Below are 19674 nucleotides of genomic sequence, written 5' to 3'. Positions count from 1 at the left end.
TATGAATCAACTAAATAACATGACTCATCAATCAGATAACGCTATGGAACACAATGACCAGACGCTAAACAGCAACCTTAACCATAATAACCATGCCGTGCAGCCACCAGCGCTTAAGGCGAAGAGCATGATTTTTACCGTTGATAATATGGTTGAACAAAATCTGCCGTCGATCAACGACAAACCTTGGCTCGCTAAACCCGCCAAGGCCATGCTGCGTTACCTGCTCAATGAAAAACAATGCAATGATATCGCCAATCAATATGCCTATTTACAGGGTGTGGACTTTGTCGAGCAAGTGCTAGCGAGTTTCGACTTTAGCTTTACTGTGCCCGCCAACGAGATAGCAAATATTCCCTGTGAAGGCCGAGTGGTGATCTTCGCCAACCATCCCATAGGTTCACTCGATGGCTTAGCGCTGATCAAACTGATCAGTGAAATTCGCCCTGACATAAAAGTCGTCGCCAACGAACTCTTGATGGCACTGGAACCGCTGCACTCAATCTTACTGCCGGTGCGCAATATGACGGGCGGCACACCGAAACAGCATTTAGAAAAAATCCACCAGCACCTGCGTAACGAAGGCGCTGTGCTGATTTTCCCGTCTGGCGAAGTTTCGCGATTGCGTCCTAACGGCGTGCGTGATACCCAATGGCACTCTGGCTTTTTAAAAATGGCGATTTCCTGTAATGCGCCCTTACTGCCGATATTTTTAGATGCCAAAAACTCTGCGACCTTCTACGGCGCATCTATGATTTACAAGCCACTCGCCACACTGCTGCTGGTGAAGGAAATGTTCAAACAGGCCAAACGTAATATGCCGATCCGCATTGGCGAGCTTATTCCCAATGAAGCCGTGCGCTCGATGGACTTTCCACTCAAGACCAAGATAAAACTGCTTAAAAATCACTTGTATCGTATCGGCAAAGATAAAGACCCACTGTTTATCACCCAAAGTGCTATCGCCCATCCCGAATCGCGCCGTGAACTGCAAGCGGCGCTGCAGCAATGCGAACTGCTAGGGGAAACGCAAGATAACAAGTTGATTTACCTTTACCAGCACCACGACAGCAATCCCATCATGCGGGAAATTGGTCGCCTGAGGGAAATCGCCTTTCGCGCCGTGGGAGAGGGGTCGGGCAAACGACGCGATATCGACAAATACGATTCCTACTACCAGCACTTAGTGCTGTGGGATAAAGAGCAATTTGAAATTGTCGGCGCCTACCGTTTTGCCAGTGGCGACAAAGTCTTAGACAAATACGGCGAAAACGCCCTCTACAGCCAATCGCTGTTTCAATACGCCGACAGCTTTATGCCCTTCGTGAAGCAAGGTTTAGAGCTTGGCCGCAGTTTTGTGCAGCCCAAGTATTGGGGTAAACGCAGCTTAGATTATCTGTGGTTTGGCATAGGCGCTTATCTCGCCAAACACCCTGAATACCGCTACCTATTTGGCCCAGTGTCTATCAGCAATCAACTGCCCGGCAGCGCCAGAGAAATGCTCGTACACTTTTACTCGCGGGAATTTGCGCCTGCGCAGCAGATGGCGGTTTCCATGTCGCCCTTTGGTTTATCCAAATCCCAAAAAGCTAAGTTAGATGATTTGTATTTCTCCGAGGATTATCAGAGCAACTTCAAGCAACTCAAACAAGTACTCGCGAGTATGGGCGCCGCCGTGCCGACGCTCTACAAGCAATATGGTGAGCTGTGTAAGGCTGATGGGGTTAAGTTTCTCGCCTTTGGTATCGACGCAGACTTTGGCGATTGTATCGATGGTTTAGTGCTGGTGGACACCCACAAACTGAAAGGCAAAAAGTATCAACGCTACATAGGCGCGCACTTGCCCGAATCGGAGCGGATGCCAATCACAGCTGATGATGAGCCAGAGGTTCAAGATCTTTGAGTTAAAACTTTGTAATGGGTGTTGGCTAAACATGCACCACTCTGTTATAAGTAACTGTAATGCAGCGCATTAACAGAGCGCATCCTAGGATGCGCAAGCTTATCAGGGGATCATCATGCCGATCATTATCGCCGATATTATGAGCACCCGAGTCGTCACGGTTGAAATGGACGACCGATTAACTGTGGCGAAGGAAATCTTCGACCAAGCGAGCTTTCATCACTTGTTGGTCGTCGATGAGTATCAACTTGAAGGCGTGTTATCGGAGCGGGATCTGCTGCGTGCCATTAGCCCTAACTTGGGCAGTAGCGCCGAAACCGCAAGAGATTTAGAAACCCTGCAAAAACGTGTGCATCAAGTGATGACCCGTAATCCGGTTACCGTTGCGCCCCACATCAATTTAGACACGGCAACCCGCATCTTGTTAGACAACGATATAGGCTGCTTGCCGGTGTTAGAAGACGGTAAGTTGGTTGGGATTGTCACTTGGAAAGACTTACTGCGGGCCTATTGTGAATACCGGGCACAAAATCAAAGCGAGTGCTAATCCTAAGACTGCACTCGCTTCTGTTTACAATAACTCAGTTTAAATCACTCAGTTTGCCTAACTTAAATCGCCCAACCACCCATATAAAACACCACTAAACCTAAGGTAATGGCGAGCACGCCTACTTTCAGTTTGCGCCATTCGCCGCTACAAATACGGCCAACAACCAGAGTCACGAAGCCCAGCATAATACCAGTGACGATATTACAACTTAAGATGATAAACACAGCGCAGGTTAAGCCTGCCATGGCATCGACTTTATCGTCAAAATCAAGTTTTGCTACGTTACTCAGCATCAACAAACCCACGTACATTAAAGCAGGTGCTGTCGCATAAGCTGGCACTAAATAGCTTAATGGCGCTAAAAACATCATCAATAAAAACAGTACGCCAACGATCGTCGCAGTTAAACCTGTCTTACCGCCCGCCGCAGTACCCGCCGCCGACTCGATATACACAGCCGCTGGTGCGCCGCCCACTAAACCCGCCACCATGCTGCTAACGGAGTCTGAGGTTAAGGCTTTGCCGCCGCCGACAATATTGTCGTCTTTATCGAGCAAATTCGCTTGGCCAGCCACAGCACGGATAGTGCCGGTCGCATCGAAAATTGCCGTCATCACTAACGCTAATACGATTGGCAATACCACAGGATTAAAGGCGCCCATGATATCGAGCTGACCAATCAGTGAATGCTCAGAGGTTAAATCAGGCAAGGCAAACAAACCTTGGTATTTCACGCTCGGATCGAACACTAAACCAAATACCGATAACGCGATAATCACCAACAGAATACCGCCAGGTATACCGCGGCGCTCTAAACCGATAGTTGCCGCTAAACCTAGAATAGTCGCGATAACAGGTAAGCTATTAATGTCGCCCAACTTCACCGGCAAGCCTGCACTATTAGCCACAATCAATTGCACGCTGTTAGTCGCAATCAATAGTAAAAACAAGCCGATACCTATGCCAGTACCGTGGGCAATACCCTTAGGTAAATTAGCCAGCACCCACTGACGAATACCCGTCACACTCACAAGCGTGAAGGTCACGCCCATTAGGAAAATCGCGCCTAAGGTAACCGGAATCGACATGCCCTGACCGAGCACTAAGCTAAAGGCGGTAAAGGCGGTGAGCGAAATAGCGCAGCCAATCGCCATAGGTAAGTTTGCCCATAAACCCATGAGCAAAGAACCAAATGATGCAATTAAACAGGTAGCGATAAACACGGCACCAGGATCAAATCCCGCTTGGCCTAACATGTTAGGCACCACAATCACTGAGTAGACCATAGCGAGGAAAGTTGTTAATCCCGCAATCACTTCTTGGCGAACTGTGCTGCCACGTTGTTGAATAGAAAAATAACGGTCCAGAAACGAACCTGAGGGTACGGCTGTTGAACTCAATTGCTCAGACATAATGTTGTTATACCTTGTGATCTCTTAAAATGGGGTCGGTACCAATTACCCTAAAACGCAATTGGCGACGCTGGCTGCGGCAGATTAGAGCCCCAAATCCATCAGACTTGGGTGAGAGATCCACATCATTTTCCTACTGTGGGAAAAATCCATGATCTGCAAGCAGTGATGCTTCGCGATGATTAAAAAGCCATTAATCATGTAGACGCAGCCGTTGTTGGCCGCGGATGATACTGGAATCTCCCAAAGATAGCTAAGACATCGCCTGCACTTCGATAAAAAATTAGCGGCAAAAGCCGAAATCAGTTGTTCAAAAAACCGCCCAACCCTAGGCAATAACTGCCCATTGAACTCACATTAATCACCACCGAAAGTCTGCCAGAGCAGCGCTAAGCTTACGCCCTTAAAAAGTTTTCATAATCTTTCATATATTGTCAAACCCCATTCATCACAGCAAGCAAGTCCATTCATATCTCCCCTCTATAGTGCTCCTATCAAAAATCGCTTTCGATCGGAGTCGACCCCAATGACAAAGCTAAACATACAAACACCTACATCAGAGAAATCCACGCGCAAAAATGAATTAAAAGCGCTCGGGTTCATCATCTTTTTACTCTTCCCCGCACTCACTATCGCAGGGATCAGTATTTACGGCTTCATCATTTGGATGATCCAAGCCTTCGGCGGCGTTGTCGGCCACTAATTTATATCTATTTAACATATAGTTACTTTTTGAGGACGCGATTATGAAGTGGTTAACCAACCTCTGGCGCACACTGAACAAACCCACCAAAGCGCTGACCTTAGGCGCCGTCAGCATCAGCGCTTTTATCATGGGTATCATCTTCTGGGGCGGATTTAACACTGCACTCGAAGCCACCAATACCGAAGCTTTTTGTATTAGCTGCCACAGTATGGAAAGCAAACCCTACCAAGAGCTGCAGGAAACTGTGCATTGGTCGAATCACTCTGGCGTTCGTGCCACCTGCCCCGATTGCCACGTGCCCCATAATTGGAGCCGTAAAATCGCCCGTAAGATGGAAGCCTCCCACGACGTCTGGGGTTGGTTATTTAACACAGTCAACACCCCTGAAAAATTCGAAGCCAAACGCTTAGAAATGGCGAGCCGTGAATGGAAACGTTTCGACCGCGACAACTCCTTAGCCTGCAAAAACTGCCACAACTACAACTCGATGAAATGGGAAGCCATGTCACCGCTGGCACAAAAACAGATGAAACGCGCCGCAGAAATCGACCAAAGCTGTATCGATTGCCATAAAGGTATTGCTCACCATTTACCGGAAATGGGCACTGCCCGCGCACCAGAACTGATTGCAGAAGTCGGATCGGGTGTTAGCTCAGTTGAAACAAATCAAACTTACTATAGCGCCCTGACTAAACCCTTATTCTTCACTGATAAAGGCGATGTGGAAGCAGGCACACTCAACGTAGCAACGAAAGTCAAAGTGCTCGAAACCCAAGGCAAACGCATCAAGATCGGCATCGATGGCTGGCGTAAAAAGATTGGTGCTGGCCGCGTGATCTACATGGACTTTGGCGTGAACATTCTGTCGGCACAGTTAACCAAAGACGCAGCCGAAACCGAAGGTGTTATCCAAACCTTTGAAGAAAAAGAAGATCCTATGACAGGCCTTAAATGGCAGCGTATCGAAGCACAAATCTGGACCGATAAGGATTATCTGCTGACCGAGCTGCAACCACTTTGGGGTTATGCCCGCGATACCTTCCGCTCCAGCTGCAGTGTTTGCCATACCCAACCCGATGAGGCGCACTTTGACGCCAATACTTGGCCGGGAATGTTCCAAGGCATGTTGGCCTTCGTGAATATGGACCAAGACACGCAAGCGCTAGTGCAGAAATATCTGCAGGAACATTCGTCAACTTTTGTGAAAAAAGAGCACTAATTCGGGAGTAATACCATGAACAGAAGAGACTTTTTAAAGGGTATCGCCTCATCCTCTTTCGTTGTCTTAGGTGGCAGCTCAGTGTTAGCGCCCTTAAATGCCTTAGCCAAAGCGGGCATCAATGAAGATGAATGGCTAACCACAGGTTCACACTTCGGCGCCTTTAAAATGAAGCGTAAAAACGGCGTCATTGCCGAAGTGAAACCCTTCGACTTAGATAAGTATCCAACGGATATGATTAACGGCATCCGCGGCATGGTCTACAATCCATCCCGTGTACGTTACCCTATGGTGCGCTTAGATTTTTTACTCAAAGGTCATAAGAGCAATACCCATCAACGGGGTGATTTCCGCTTTGTTCGCGTGACGTGGGACAAGGCATTAACACTGTTTAAGCATTCATTAGATGAAGTCCAAACCCAATACGGTCCATCAGGTCTGCATGCGGGTCAAACCGGTTGGCGCGCCACGGGTCAACTGCATTCCAGCACGAGTCATATGCAACGTGCTGTGGGGATGCACGGCAACTATGTGAAGAAAATCGGCGACTACTCCACAGGTGCAGGCCAAACGATTCTGCCCTACGTGTTAGGTTCAACCGAAGTGTATGCCCAAGGCACTTCATGGCCGCTAATCTTAGAACACAGCGACACTATCGTGCTCTGGTCGAACGATCCGTATAAGAACCTGCAAGTGGGTTGGAATGCGGAAACCCACGAGTCTTTTGCCTATCTTGCGCAGTTAAAAGAGAAAGTGAAGCAAGGCAAAATCCGCGTCATCAGTATCGACCCTGTGGTGACTAAGACCCAAGCCTATTTAGGCTGTGAGCAACTCTACGTTAACCCACAGACAGACGTGACTTTAATGCTGGCCATCGCCCACGAGATGATCAGCAAAAAGCTCTACGACGATAAATTTATCCAAGGCTACAGCTTAGGTTTTGAAGAGTTTGTGCCCTATGTGATGGGCACTAAAGATGGCGTCGCCAAAACCCCAGAGTGGGCCGCGCCTATCTGTGGTGTTGAAGCCCATGTTATCCGCGATTTAGCCAAAACCTTAGTGAAGGGTCGCACTCAATTCATGATGGGTTGGTGTATCCAGCGCCAGCAACACGGCGAACAACCCTATTGGATGGCGGCGGTACTGGCGACCATGATCGGCCAAATCGGGCTACCCGGTGGTGGCATCAGCTATGGTCATCACTACTCGAGTATCGGGGTGCCTTCATCGGGTGCCGCGGCGCCAGGTGCTTTCCCCCGTAACTTGGACGAAAATCAAAAGCCACTCTTTGATAGCTCAGACTTCAAGGGCGCGAGCAGCACGATTCCGGTTGCCCGCTGGATTGATGCGATTCTTGAACCCGGCAAAACCATTGATGCAAACGGCTCGAAAGTGGTTTACCCCGATATCAAGATGATGATTTTCTCGGGTAATAATCCTTGGAACCATCACCAAGACAGAAACCGTATGAAGCAAGCCTTCCATAAGCTTGAGTGTGTGGTCACTGTCGATGTGAACTGGACGGCAACTTGCCGCTTCTCGGATATCGTACTACCCGCTTGTACTACCTATGAGCGCAACGATATCGACGTGTACGGCGCCTATGCTAACCGCGGTATTTTAGCCATGCAAAAGATGGTTGAGCCACTGTTTGATAGCTTGTCGGATTTTGAAATCTTCACTCGCTTTGCCGCCGTACTTGGTAAAGAGAAGGAATACACCCGTAACATGGGCGAAATGGAGTGGTTAGAAACCCTCTATAACGAATGTAAAGCCGCCAACGCGGGCAAGTTTGAGATGCCTGACTTTGCGACTTTCTGGAAACAAGGTTATGTGCATTTTGGTGACGGTGAAGTCTGGACGCGCCATGCAGACTTTAGAAACGATCCTGAAATCAATCCACTAGGCACGCCTTCAGGTTTGATTGAAATCTTTAGCCGTAAGATTGATCAATTCGGTTACGATGACTGTAAAGGTCACCCAACTTGGATGGAGAAAACCGAGCGTAGCCATGGCGGTCCTGGCTCTGACAAGCATCCGATTTGGTTGCAGTCATGCCACCCAGACAAACGCTTACACTCGCAAATGTGTGAGTCGCGAGAATACCGCGAGACCTACGCAGTCAATGGCCGTGAGCCTGTGTATATCAGCCCTGTCGACGCAAAAGCGCGCGGCATCAAAGATGGCGATATAGTGCGAGTCTTTAACGACCGTGGCCAACTGTTGGCAGGTGCTGTGGTATCGGACAACTTCCCTACTGGTATTGTGCGGATTCACGAAGGCGCATGGTATGGGCCAGTAGGTAAAGATGGTAGCACTGAAGGTGGGGCTGAAGTCGGCGCCCTGTGTAGTTATGGCGATCCTAACACCCTCACTTTAGACATAGGCACCTCTAAACTTGCCCAAGCTTGCTCAGCCTATACTTGCTTAGTCGAGTTTGAAAAATACCAAGGCAAAGTGCCTAAGGTCAGCTCCTTCGATGGTCCTATCGAAGTCGAAATCTAACCTTAGAACCAAAATGCTGAGATGCGCCGAACACGGCGCGTTTCAGCATCCAATCTTAGCGCCAAAACTAGGGCGTGTTGAGGAATATACAATGAGTCAAGTCGATATCAACCACGCCAGAGCCTTGGTTTATCAGCTGTTATCATCACTGTTCGCCCGCGAAGTTGACGAGCAAAGACTTAAAGAACTCACCAGCGAAGCGGCGCAGCAATTCTGGGAACAGCTTAGCCTAGAGGCTAATTTCACTCAGTCAGTGGATAAAATTCGCAGCATGCTCAATGGGATAAAAGATGATGAGACGTTACTCGAACTCGCGGCGGATTACTGCGGCTTATTTCTCGTTGGCACCAAACACAGCGCTTCCCCCTATGCTAGCCTGTATTTAAGCGGTGAAGATGAACCTCTGCTATTTGGTCAGCAACATCAGCAGATGAGTGAATTTTTACACCAGAGCAAACTGCAGGTGCAGAGTCATTTCCCAGAGCCCGCCGACCATTTGGCCGTGATGCTCGCCTATATGGCGCACTTATGTTGTCACAGTGAAGACAGTGTCCAATTAAGCTTTTTGCAAACCTGCGTCGACTCTTGGTTAGCAAAATTTATTAACCAACTCACTCAATGCGACAAAAACGGTTTTTATAGTGCCGTTGCCACACTCACCTTAGCGTGGGTGAAGCAAGATATCGCACAGCTTGAACCCGCTGTGGCGGTGATTAGCTAAACGTTCTAGAGCGACTTATCTTTAGACTAATGCTATCCAATAGGTTGATGAGCAGGTGGGTTTATGAGCAGGCAAGTTCAGTCGTTTTGTGCAGCTAACCATTGGCTCAAGGCGGCAATGGATGCCTGCCAGCAAGACTCAAGGCGTTGAAATTCACTAAGCTCCAACGCGTTATTTGCACTGGCTTTATCTACACTGTCTTTATTTGCACTGGCTTTTAGCGCCAGCTCTAACTCCTTACATAATTTAGCTAACGCTATCAATCCCATACTGGCACTGCTGCCCTTAAGCCCGTGCAGCAATTTGGCTACCTCTTCCTTGGGATTAGCTAGAGACAGTTTGGCAAGCTGCTCACGACTCGAATCACTAAAAAGATCGAGCATAGACATCATAGCTTCGCTGCCGAGTACGTCCTTATCCTGCGCTAACTGCTTGAGATCTAATAACGGCTCATCATCGACATCCGCTATTGTCGTTGCAATCTTAGCTTCCGTTGTGACTTGAGGCGGCGCAGATAACTGGTCATTAACGGTCGATGATGAAATGGATGCAGACAAGGGAGAAGCCGCCACACCAAGCCATTCAGTAAGGGTTTGTAGACTCAGAGGCTTAGCCAAAACAGTATCGAATCCCGCCTCGCGATAATGCTGTAAATCTTCGCTCTGCATTTGGGCGGTAAAGGCGGCAAACTTCACACTAGGATTGGCGATCAACATTTTTAACTGCGGCAATAAATCAATTCCAGAGCCATCACTGAGCTGAATATCCAGCATCACAGCATCGAAAGCCAAGCCGTTAGACTCGACAAATTCAAGCGCCTGCAGGCAGCTGACAGCAAGCACTGACTTGTGACCTAAGTGCGCTAAAAATCCCTGCGCCACCATAGCATTCACTTTATTGTCTTCTACCACCAGCACTTGGCGAGTAGGCACTAATACCCTCTCTGTTACCGCTTTGACATAGGTCATATCGCATTCATTAAAGGCCAGTTCAAAACCAAACTCACTGCCTTTTCCTGGTTGACTTTTGACCCAAATCCCGCGGCCGCTAGCATCCATTAACTCAACCAATTGCTTACAAATAGCGAGCCCTAACCCAGTTCCGCGGCTGCGACCTTGATTAGGTAAAGCACTGTAGGGCACAAAAAGTTTATCAAGTGCCGCAGGCACAATACCAACGCCCGTGTCCTGCACGACGAAGGACAATTGGGTGCCTTGCAGACTAACAGTTAGCGTCACGCAGCCCTCTTGCGTAAATTTAATGCCATTGCCGATTAGGTTGAACAATACTTGGCGCAACTTAGGCCCATCGATATTGATGCAGCTTGGTAACTTAGGCTTGTTCATTTTGAGGCTGAGCCCAGCTAAATTTGCACCCGCAACCATGATCGCCAGCACTTCATCGAGCAAGGTATTGATATCGGTTGGCCTTGGCTCGTGGCTGAGTTTCCCTTGTTCAAGACGCGAAAAATCCAAAATGTCGTTCAACACGGTTTGTAATAAAGTGCCGCTATATTGCGATAGCGCTAACATTTGCTGCTGCGCTGGCGGTAGATCACTGTGACCGAGCAAAGTTAATGTACCGAGTAAACCGTTGAGAGGCGTACGAATTTCGTGGCTCATGGTCGCAAGGAATTGGGATTTTGCCTGACTCGCCTCTTCAGCAATTTGCCTTGCTTTAGCATGGCCCTTGGCTTCGGCATCGAGGCGATTATTGGTATCGGCCAGCTCCTGCGTACGGGCAGCAACGGTTTGCTCCAACGCCTTTTTATGCTCGGTCAACTCATCTGCCACCTGACGTAAATCAGCCTGTAATTTAAGATTATGGGCAGTTTTACGCTTGAAGGCTTCGATAGCATTTGCCATCGCAGTCAGTTCATCATCACCGTGGGCCTCTAAACTCACGTTCGTGTCACCTAAGCTCAAGCGGGACATAGCCTCGGTCGCCTGATTTAACCTAAGGGCGATACCGCGATAAATGACTCGATAGATCACAAAGCCTATCACCACAAACATCAAGGCACCTGTGCCCCAAAGCCCAAGCCTAGCAAGGGACAATTGGTGTAGATAATCACTACGAGCCAATTCTGCCTGTTGTTGCTGTTGATTTAGGGCTCTATCCACCAGCGTATTGAGTCCATAGAGTTTTTCGGCTAATTCTTGCTGCTGACGCTGTTGCTGCTGCAGTGTTTGACTTAATTCCCGCTGCAATTTAATGATTTGCGGTGTGTGCGCCAACACTGCTAATTCGGTTTTTAACGCCTGCAAACGCCCCGGATCGCGAATAATCTCAGGCACATTATCGAGCGCCATCAAATCGATATTGATGTCACTCGAAGCTGGCACTGAATCCGTCTTATGGGCAAGCGCCCTCTCCATTGCCGTCGCCATCTCAGGCTCAGGAAGCGTAAAACTCGGGGAAGGATTCGTGCTTGCAAACGTCGCCAGCAAATTCGGCACACTTAATTGCAATTCTAACTGCAATTCGGAGGATTCAAATAACTGACTTAACAAGGCAATTTGATGAACTAACTTAAGGGCACGATTGAGCTGCTCTTGAATATCAAGTTCGCCCTCAATCACATCGTCGAGTAATCGGCCGCTGCGCTTCGCGCCTGCCATATCAGGATAGGCCTGACTCAACTTCGCCAAGATGGCAGAATTCACCACGGCGAGCTCAGATTGAAGTAATTCGGAGGCATGTCCTGCGGCGATGGACAATTCATGAGCCTTAAGCTGCAGTTCATCGCCCATGGTCAAACGCCGACCCATACTTTTGCCAAGTGAGGTTAATTGGCTGATGATTTGTTCGGCCAGCTGGTTAAGATTTTGGCCTTCGTTAACATCCAATATGGTTAAGGTTTTGATGCCATTAAACATATTGACACTTTCAAGGCTCAGTTTACGACCAATAAACTCCCGTTGACGCTCATCTTCTACCCGCCCTAACTGCTGCACACCATCGGACAAAGCATTAGAAGCTTGCACTAGCTGCCTCGCCGCTTGGGATGCGGGGAGTGACTCTTCGTACAAGTAACTGTCGGCCTGTTTTAACCAATGCAGACTTAAGCTGCCTAAGCTAACAAGCAGCATCAACAATACGCCTAACACACTGAAGGCGAGCATTAATCGACCGGTTAAACTGGTTCGCGATAAAGATAAAGGAGCCACACATCTTCCTTAAACTGTTACAATGCCACCCAAGATTATGCTTAGCGGATAATACGGGATGATGCGAAAATATTGGCAACGATGGCTCACACTCGCCACATTTGGCCTCGTGTTTTCAGGCTATGCGACAAGTGAACCCCTCACTTGGCCATTAGAGCAGCGCACGCCATTCAATGTCAAAATCCAGCAATCCCAAACATTAAACTACTTACCACTGACAAAAGCCCAACAGCCTTGGCGGATTTGTGCCCTAGTGCCACACCTCAAAGATGCCTACTGGATTGGCATTGATTATGGACTGATCCAACATGCGAAAACCCTTGGCGTCTCACTCGATCTCTTCGAAGCTGGCAGTTATTACCATATAGATAAGCAACTGGCTCAGCTGCAAAGCTGTATGCAAGGCGACTATGATGCCATCTTACTGGGCTCAGTCAGCCCTGATTTACTTGCCCAATTTACCGCGCCACTGACTAAACCCGTGCTAGCCCTAGTCAATAAACTTAATAGCGACCAAGTCAAAACTCATATTGGCGTCAACTGGTATCAAATGGGGCTACTGGCGGGTAACTTCATCAAAGCCGATGCAACATCACAACATCCGCAACAAACGGCAAATTTGGCACTCCTAGCCGGACCGGAAAATCTAGGTGGCACTGATTTAGTTGAGCAAGGTATACGTCAGGCGCTTGAAGGGAGCCAAGTCAAGATTAGTGCCATTCAGCACGCCGATAATAATCGCAATTTGTATCGTGACCAGTTGCAGATGCTGCTTAAAGCTCAGCAGCCAGATTATATTCTCGGCAGCGCAGTGGCGATTGAGGCCGCCATTAGTACTTTGAAACAAAAGGGATTAAGTAACAGAGTCAAGCTAGTAAGCAGTTACTTATCCCCCGCCATTGTGCGTGGGCTCAAACGGGAAAAAGTCATCTACAGTAATGATGATCTAGTCGTATTACAGGGAAAACTCGCCATTGATGTTACAGTGAAACAACTCGAAGGCGCTCAGCCATTTGGCGATATAGGCCCTGCGATCATCAAGCGAACATCATCCTCTAACACTTTGTCTCAATTAGATTTCAGTCTAGCGGAGGCCGACTTTTACCCTCTGTACCAAGTGCGACCTAACTCGTATTAATCGTCCACTTTAGCGGCAAATAAATAGCCTTCGCCATGAATAGTGACAAACAATTCAGTGTCGAGTTTATTGCGAAGACGGCGTATGATCACATCGATCGTTCTGTCATTGACATCCAGATTACGGTGGCTGGTTTGCTGCATTAAACGCTCGCGGGATAAGACTTGCTGCGGATGCAGGGCAAATGCTGCCAGTAGCTCGAATTCCGCTTTGGTGAGTTTGATCAACGCATCGCCATGGCGTAATTTGCGGCTGTTGAGTTCGAGTTGATAACCTTCGAAACTGATCACATCGTCCGGTTGAGATAATTCTTCGGCGATCGCCAACTCAGCTTGCTTCACAAGGGAAATCCGCCACAGAAGGTTTTTTACCCTAACCAGCAACTCCCTCAGCTCGAAAGGTTTAGTCACATAATCATCGGCGCCCATTTCGAGACCAACGATTTTGTCGATAGATTCATCCCGCCCAGAGACCAGAATGATGCCCACATGGGAGCGGCTGCGTAGCTCACGGGTCAGGCTCAAACCATCGACACCGGGCAAATTGATATCTAGCATGATCAAATCGATATGTTGGCGATTAAACTCGTACCACATTTGCTCGCCATCGGCCGCCTCAACGACGCGATAACCTTCCTTTTCAAAATATCCCTTTAATCGCGCACGGATAACCGCTTCATCGTCGACAACCAGCACACTGTAAGCCATTTTCAATTTCTCTTATTTTACTTACGTGAATTATTCATACTTTTTCATATTTGCATATGAGTGAAAGGTTAAATATGCGATCTCGGTAGCTTTATTGAACAAAAAATTGCTCTGCTTTTACAGTCACATCAATATGACATATGCTTAGGGACACTGATGGGACTACACTTAGCAGACTATGAAAGAAAAAGGATTGGGTATGGACGAAAGGCGCAAGTTTTCGCGGATTCTATTTGCCACGAATGCACATCTACAACAAGGTGTTGCACAGTGGGAGACAACCATTCTCGATTTGAGTCTAAATGGTGCCCTGGTCGAAGAGCCGCAAAATTTTATCCACTCGGGTGATGCTATTACCCTCAGTTTTATCTTGCCCGAATCTGATATTGAGCTCCGTATGGAAACTGAGTTGGTCCATCAAAAAAATGCCCAATTAGGCTTGAAGTGTAACTTCATCGACGTCGACAGCATCAGCCACCTAAAACGTATGGTGGAGCTGAACTTAGGTGATGCTTCCTTGCTGAATCGCGAACTTATGTTGTTTATCGAAAAACACAATATCGCAGATTAAGACACTCGCTCACAAACACAAACAGCGCCTAATGGCGCTGTTTTGCTTACTGGTATTAATCTCGCTTGGGAGCATTTAATGCCAGCTAGCGCCTAAATTTAGCTAGCCTCTCATTTTACTCGGCCTAATGACTAAATCGCTTCTAGCGCTTCGGATAACTTAGACACACCCACGACTTCCATTCCCGCAGGAGGCTTTTTAGGCACATTGGCCTTAGGCACGATGGCGCGCTTAAAACCATGTTTAGCGGCTTCGATTAATCGCTCTTGGCCATTGGGTACAGGCCGAATTTCACCCGATAGCCCCACTTCACCAAAGGCAACTAAATCGCTGGGCAAAATATCCCCGCGAAAACTCGATACCATAGCCAAGAGTAACGTTAAGTCGGCACTGGTTTCCGTTACTTTCACGCCGCCCACCACGTTCACAAACACATCCTGATCTGACATCTGTAAACCGCCGTGGCGGTGCATCACGGCAAGCAACATGGCTAAACGGTTGGCATCCATACCCACAGCTACGCGGCGCGGGTTAGACATGGCCGAGTTATCCACCAGCACCTGCAGCTCCACAAGTAGCGGCCGCGTGCCTTCCCAAACCACCATAACAAGCGAGCCAGAAGATTCTTCTTCACCACGGGAAAGGAAAATTGCCGAAGGATTGGCGACTTCTTTTAAGCCGCGCTCTGTCATGGCAAATACACCTAACTCATTGATGGCGCCAAACCGGTTTTTGTGGGAACGCAAGGTGCGGTAACGACTATCACTATCGCCTTCGAACATCACAGAGCAGTCGATACAATGCTCCAATACCTTAGGTCCCGCCAGACTGCCATCTTTCGTCACATGGCCGACCATGATCACGGCAATGCCATTTTCCTTGGCAAAACGCGTTAAGTAAGAAGCGGATTCGCGCACCTGCGACACACTACCTGGGCTCGATGCCACATCGCTCATGTGCATCACTTGAATCGAATCGACCACTATGACCTTTGGCAATTCTTTTAGGGCAACTTCGCAAATTTGTTCGACGCTGGTTTCAGATAACATCCGCAGTTTATTGGTTGGTAAACCAAGGCGATGGGCACGCATGGCCACTTGCTGCAAGGACTCTTCACCCGTGACATACAGTGCAGGCATTTGCTCGGCCAGATGACACAGGGTTTGCAATAAAAGCGTACTCTTACCCGCACCAGGATGTCCGCCAATCAAAATGGCTGAACCTGGCACTATCCCGCCACCGAGCACTCGGTCTAACTCCCCGAAATGGCTCAATATTCGTGGCATAGCATTGAGATCGATTTGATCTAATGTCTTCACTTCATTACTGCTCGCGCCGGCATAGCCGACAAACTTAGTACTGCGCCCAGGGGAAGCCGCACCGAGCCTGACCTCAGTAATCGTATTCCATTCCTGACAAGCACTGCATTGCCCTTGCCAACGGGGGAAGTCTTGTCCACACTCATTACACACGTACGCTGTTTTATTCTTTGCCATAACTCATTAAAATCTGTATAAAATCAATTTAAGTAACGATGAATACTGCCGACATAAGACTAACAGTCCAATACAAAATAAGCATTAAAAAGAACCCTACATGAGTTTAGATAACCATAGTGCACTCATCGAACAGCTCAAGCCGTTACTCATGGAACCTAACTTCCAAGAGATTTTTCAGCAGCTGACGATAGATGAAACCAATTCGACCCGTTTTCTTGTGAAAATGGAATTGAGTCGTTTGGCTTCGCCTTGCACCCGAATTATCGATCTCAGGGATAAATCAGAGCTTCCTTGTACTGAAGTCATGTTAGGTCAACAGCGACATTTTTTAGATGAGCCAGCCAAAAGCAGTATGCATGAGGCCATGTCACTGTTTCGCAACCAATATACCTTAGGTGTGTATGAATATGTGCTCAATGCCCATCAACTGCGTCGGGTAAAATTACGCCAAGGTGTGACTCAGGTTGAAGCCGCCGAGCCAGAACCTTTTATGGTGCCAGGCGTAGTATTGGGCAGTTATTTCAACCGCGCTGAGGAGCGGATGAATTACAGTATTCGCATTGCGGCATCACAATCCGGTCGAGGTGAAGTACCTGGGATCACGGCAGATTTATCTATTGGCGGTGCCCGTATTCGCCTCGCCGCAAATCATCCCTTCGATCTCGACCAACCACTCAAAGTTAAGTTACTGGAACTCAGTGAAGAGTTTTACTATCCCGATCTCCAGCTCGGCGTGGATTATCAGATTGTCGATAGCCAAACCAATGGCGAATATATTTGGCTAAGGCTCAAACGCCTTGGTGGCAGCGAAGCCTTAAGTGAAATGCTCGGCAATTTAATCCGCGGCTATAAACTGCGTTACAAGGTAGATGTCAATGATGTGATAGTGAGTGCAACAGGACTCGGATTTGAACGCCATTATTTACCTCACCTGCCCCACTTGCCTTTGTATTTCAATACTCAAACCCAAGGTTTGAGTCACATGCTGCTCAGCCGTGACAACCAACAGATAGTGCATTACTTTCAAGATGAAAATGATATCAGCCAATTACCAGCCATGCTGACCCCAAGCCGAATATCGGCACTGCTGAGTCATCCAGAAAATCCCGACCACGGGCTATTTTTTAGCTTTACCTATAATGCCCAAGGCTGCTTATATTTTTACTCTGCCACCTTAGCGGAGCTTAAAGCTAAGGGCATGATGCCTTTATTTCTAGGCTTTGCATCGACCAAACCTAGCTGGCGGATCTTTAAAGTTACCCAAGATAAAATTTATCATGATAAGGGCTATCGCCGCGCAACCCTGCCGGGCGATGAGGCTAAATTCAGCCCACTGGTCGAACAGCAGTTATCGCAGTTTAGTCATTTACTGCAGCTCATCGATATCAGCAATGAAGATGCCAGAGGGCATTACAAAGCCTGGCAAGACAACAGTAATGCCAATGCCCTTAAAACCTTTGGTCAACAACGATTAACCGCCAATCAAATTAAGTTAGTTTCCATGCAGTTTAGTGAGCGACGCCAAGAGGCTCGTTTCGCCTTTAAAACCTTAGTCAACGTGACGCAAGACAAGCTAAAAGCCACGGGAATTACTTTAGATATATCTAGCCGTGGCATGCAATTAACCTTAGACAATCCGACAGAGTTTTCATCGAATAAACCGCTACTGTTAAGCTTCCCTAAACTACAAACCATTGCGGGTAAAACACAGTTAGATAATCTCCCTTACCGTTTAGTGCGCACTCGTAAGAATGGTGTAACACTGCATTTAACCGCAGTCATGGGCCATACACCCCATGTGGGGGTCGAGTTTTTAAATAAACTGATTGCCCATAATAAGGAAAAGTTAGAACAACTGACTGAGAACAATAGTGAAGCGAATGAACTTGCCGATGGTTTAAAAAATATTTTGATGCATGATTTGCATTCTGTGCCCTACTTTGTTGAAAAAACGACAAAATCGGCTCAAGTCGCGTGTTTAGGCGTAGGTACACAACAGGATGAGATCAGCGATATTTTTGCCGCTGGCACGTCAGATACTCTGCAATATAATTTAGCACCGCTGCTAAAGGATGGATTCTTTAAGCGGGATATCCTCGAACCTATTCGCCAGATGAAACCCCAGCAAGATATGGATTTCATTGAAGTGTTTGTCCAGTTGATACGTCAATCTCGTGGCAAAATCTTTTTGAAATGCACTTCAGCCACAGAAGTCGGTGATGTGGATGCTCAGATAACCTTTATCAATCAGAGCAAAGCGTTAGGCCGATTCCTCGCCCTACGCGTTTACCGAGGTGCGACTGAAAAGCCAGACATGAGTTATCTGCGTCGCGAATTGGAATACATTAATATTCATGCAAACCATAAAGCTAAACAATTAGAAGAACAGTTATGGCGGATAATTGGTGTCGGTGAACTGTTAGATATTACCCAAGAGGTTGAACTAAGATACCCTGCAATCCATAAAAAACAGTCTTAATTGTTTAATACCGCCAGATCAAAACTTAAATACCAATCCCTAATCTTAGGAAAATGATCACTGCTAGCATCTATATGCGTCAGCATATCGGCATGACCATAATCATGTTTAAAACCATTATCCTTAGAAAGAAGCGTTGATTTCACCCGTTTAAAGCCGCACTCTGCGACCATATCAGCCACATCTTCTGGATGCCCAAGCACAGTATCGCTCTGCCCTGAGATAAACCAAGCTGGTGGCCAATTAGCGAATGTTGCCGCTTTCGCATAATCAAATCCATCGTCGTGATCGAGCCAATCTCCTCGCACCCAATCGATACTTTGAACTAATGAGGCGCGGCTTTCATTGTCCATACCGATGCGCAACTTGTCGGCAGCAAGGTAACCTTGGCCCATAGCTAAACCTGGCGCTAAACGATTCCAAAAAACATCAACCATTAACCACTTTTTGAAGGATTTAACCCGAATCGTCCGCTTGCTACCGAAGGTCAGCAATGAACGAACACTTTGTTGTAACTCAGGATAACGGGCCAGACTGCTCGCCATTAACACCCCGCCCCATGAATGGGCGCACCAATGCACCTGCGAAGGCGGCACGATTTTGCAATCAAGCTTAGCCGCCTGTTCTTGACAGGCTTTTTGATGTAACTCGAGAATCGCCTGCTGCACTAAAGGTAATTGCTCGCGGATCACTTCACCTTGCCCTAAGGTAAAATCACGATCGATTTTCGGCAAACTGAGCCCTCTGCCAGCGGTATCCAACACATACACCACAAATCCCGCCTTAGCCAAAAAACAACCTAGGCCACGGCCACTTTGGCTATAGAACACCCGACCGTTAGACATGGCGCCATGGAGCATGAGAATAGGCGTCTTAGAAAAATCAGGCACCGACGGTAATAACTGACGTAGATGCAGTTGGCCATCGCGGTACGGCAGAAAGATTGAAGACTGTGAAATGGGTGATGTTGAGCCTTGAGCGAGCTGAGTCAAAATGAGTCACTGGTAGTTTATCAATCTCCCTAAACTACCAGCTCATCAATAAAAGACAAGAGTCATTACTCTAACTCAGCCCTGACTTAGGCTTTCATCTCG

14 protein-coding genes are annotated in these 19674 nt (G+C 47.7%); 9 read left to right on the top strand and 5 right to left on the bottom strand.

Annotated features, from left to right (window positions below):
- Position 1 precedes the first annotated feature (1 nt).
- A complete protein-coding gene (locus tag MO387_RS02235) occupies positions 2-1903 on the top strand; it encodes a lysophospholipid acyltransferase family protein (protein WP_242325965.1) in 1902 nt (633 codons plus the stop codon).
- 115 nt (positions 1904-2018) lie between these two features.
- Entirely contained in the window at positions 2019-2450 is a 432-nt protein-coding gene (locus MO387_RS02230; protein ID WP_006082686.1) for a CBS domain-containing protein, read from the top strand.
- A 62-nt stretch (positions 2451-2512) separates the two neighbouring features.
- Here MO387_RS02230 and MO387_RS02225 read toward each other — a convergent pair whose 3' ends face one another.
- A complete protein-coding gene (locus tag MO387_RS02225; protein WP_107948696.1) occupies positions 2513-3865 on the bottom strand; it encodes an NCS2 family permease in 1353 nt (450 codons plus the stop codon).
- 526 nt (positions 3866-4391) lie between these two features.
- Between MO387_RS02225 and torE the strand changes: the two genes are divergently transcribed.
- The 4 genes from torE (at position 4392) to torD (ending at position 9016) form a co-directional block, all read left to right on the top strand.
- Complete coding sequence (gene torE / locus MO387_RS02220; RefSeq protein WP_012587051.1) at positions 4392-4568, top strand: trimethylamine N-oxide reductase system protein TorE; 177 nt, start codon at positions 4392-4394, stop codon at positions 4566-4568.
- A 43-nt stretch (positions 4569-4611) separates the two neighbouring features.
- The gene (torC, locus tag MO387_RS02215) at positions 4612-5790 is read left to right on the top strand and encodes a pentaheme c-type cytochrome TorC (RefSeq protein ID WP_006086919.1); all 1179 of its coding nucleotides are present in this window, start codon (positions 4612-4614) and stop codon (positions 5788-5790) included.
- Positions 5791-5805: 15 nt separating this feature from the next.
- Positions 5806-8295, top strand: a complete 2490-nt coding sequence (gene torA / locus MO387_RS02210; protein WP_107948698.1) for a trimethylamine-N-oxide reductase TorA — start codon at positions 5806-5808, stop codon at positions 8293-8295.
- A gap of 91 nt (positions 8296-8386) precedes the next feature.
- Positions 8387-9016 (top strand): molecular chaperone TorD, encoded by a 630-nt coding sequence (gene torD / locus MO387_RS02205; protein ID WP_107948700.1) that lies wholly within the window; start codon positions 8387-8389, stop codon positions 9014-9016.
- A 77-nt stretch (positions 9017-9093) separates the two neighbouring features.
- Here torD and torS read toward each other — a convergent pair whose 3' ends face one another.
- Positions 9094-12186, bottom strand: a complete 3093-nt coding sequence (torS, locus tag MO387_RS02200; RefSeq protein ID WP_107948702.1) for a TMAO reductase system sensor histidine kinase/response regulator TorS — start codon at positions 12184-12186, stop codon at positions 9094-9096.
- Positions 12187-12244: 58 nt separating this feature from the next.
- On the opposite strand from torS, the gene torT reads away from it, so the two are divergent.
- Positions 12245-13324 (top strand): TMAO reductase system periplasmic protein TorT, encoded by a 1080-nt coding sequence (gene torT, locus MO387_RS02195; RefSeq protein WP_199908744.1) that lies wholly within the window; start codon positions 12245-12247, stop codon positions 13322-13324.
- On the opposite strand, the gene torR is transcribed toward torT, so the two are convergent.
- On the bottom strand, positions 13321-14031 hold the full coding sequence (gene torR, locus MO387_RS02190) for a two-component system response regulator TorR (protein WP_107948704.1): 711 nt from the start codon (positions 14029-14031) through the stop codon (positions 13321-13323). The genes torT and torR overlap by 4 nt on opposite strands.
- A gap of 199 nt (positions 14032-14230) precedes the next feature.
- On the opposite strand from torR, the gene MO387_RS02185 reads away from it, so the two are divergent.
- Positions 14231-14602: a PilZ domain-containing protein gene (locus tag MO387_RS02185; protein ID WP_199908745.1), complete on the top strand. Its 372-nt coding sequence runs from the start codon at positions 14231-14233 to the stop codon at positions 14600-14602.
- Positions 14603-14733: 131 nt separating this feature from the next.
- On the opposite strand, the gene radA is transcribed toward MO387_RS02185, so the two are convergent.
- Positions 14734-16098 (bottom strand): DNA repair protein RadA, encoded by a 1365-nt coding sequence (radA, locus tag MO387_RS02180; RefSeq protein WP_011847501.1) that lies wholly within the window; start codon positions 16096-16098, stop codon positions 14734-14736.
- 100 nt (positions 16099-16198) lie between these two features.
- Here radA and MO387_RS02175 point away from each other — a divergent pair, with 100 nt between their 5' ends.
- Complete coding sequence (locus MO387_RS02175; RefSeq protein ID WP_107948708.1) at positions 16199-18580, top strand: PilZ domain-containing protein; 2382 nt, start codon at positions 16199-16201, stop codon at positions 18578-18580.
- Here MO387_RS02175 and MO387_RS02170 read toward each other — a convergent pair.
- Complete coding sequence (locus MO387_RS02170; protein WP_107948710.1) at positions 18577-19572, bottom strand: alpha/beta hydrolase; 996 nt, start codon at positions 19570-19572, stop codon at positions 18577-18579. The two genes, MO387_RS02175 and MO387_RS02170, sit on opposite strands and share 4 nt — an antisense overlap.
- Positions 19573-19674: the final 102 nt, after the last annotated feature.

Origin of the sequence: Shewanella sp. N2AIL, assembly GCF_022690845.1 — a bacterium.
Classification (GTDB): domain Bacteria; phylum Pseudomonadota; class Gammaproteobacteria; order Enterobacterales; family Shewanellaceae; genus Shewanella; species Shewanella baltica.
Note: the sequence above shows the minus strand (reverse complement) of the source record. Positions and strands in the feature narration are given on the sequence as shown.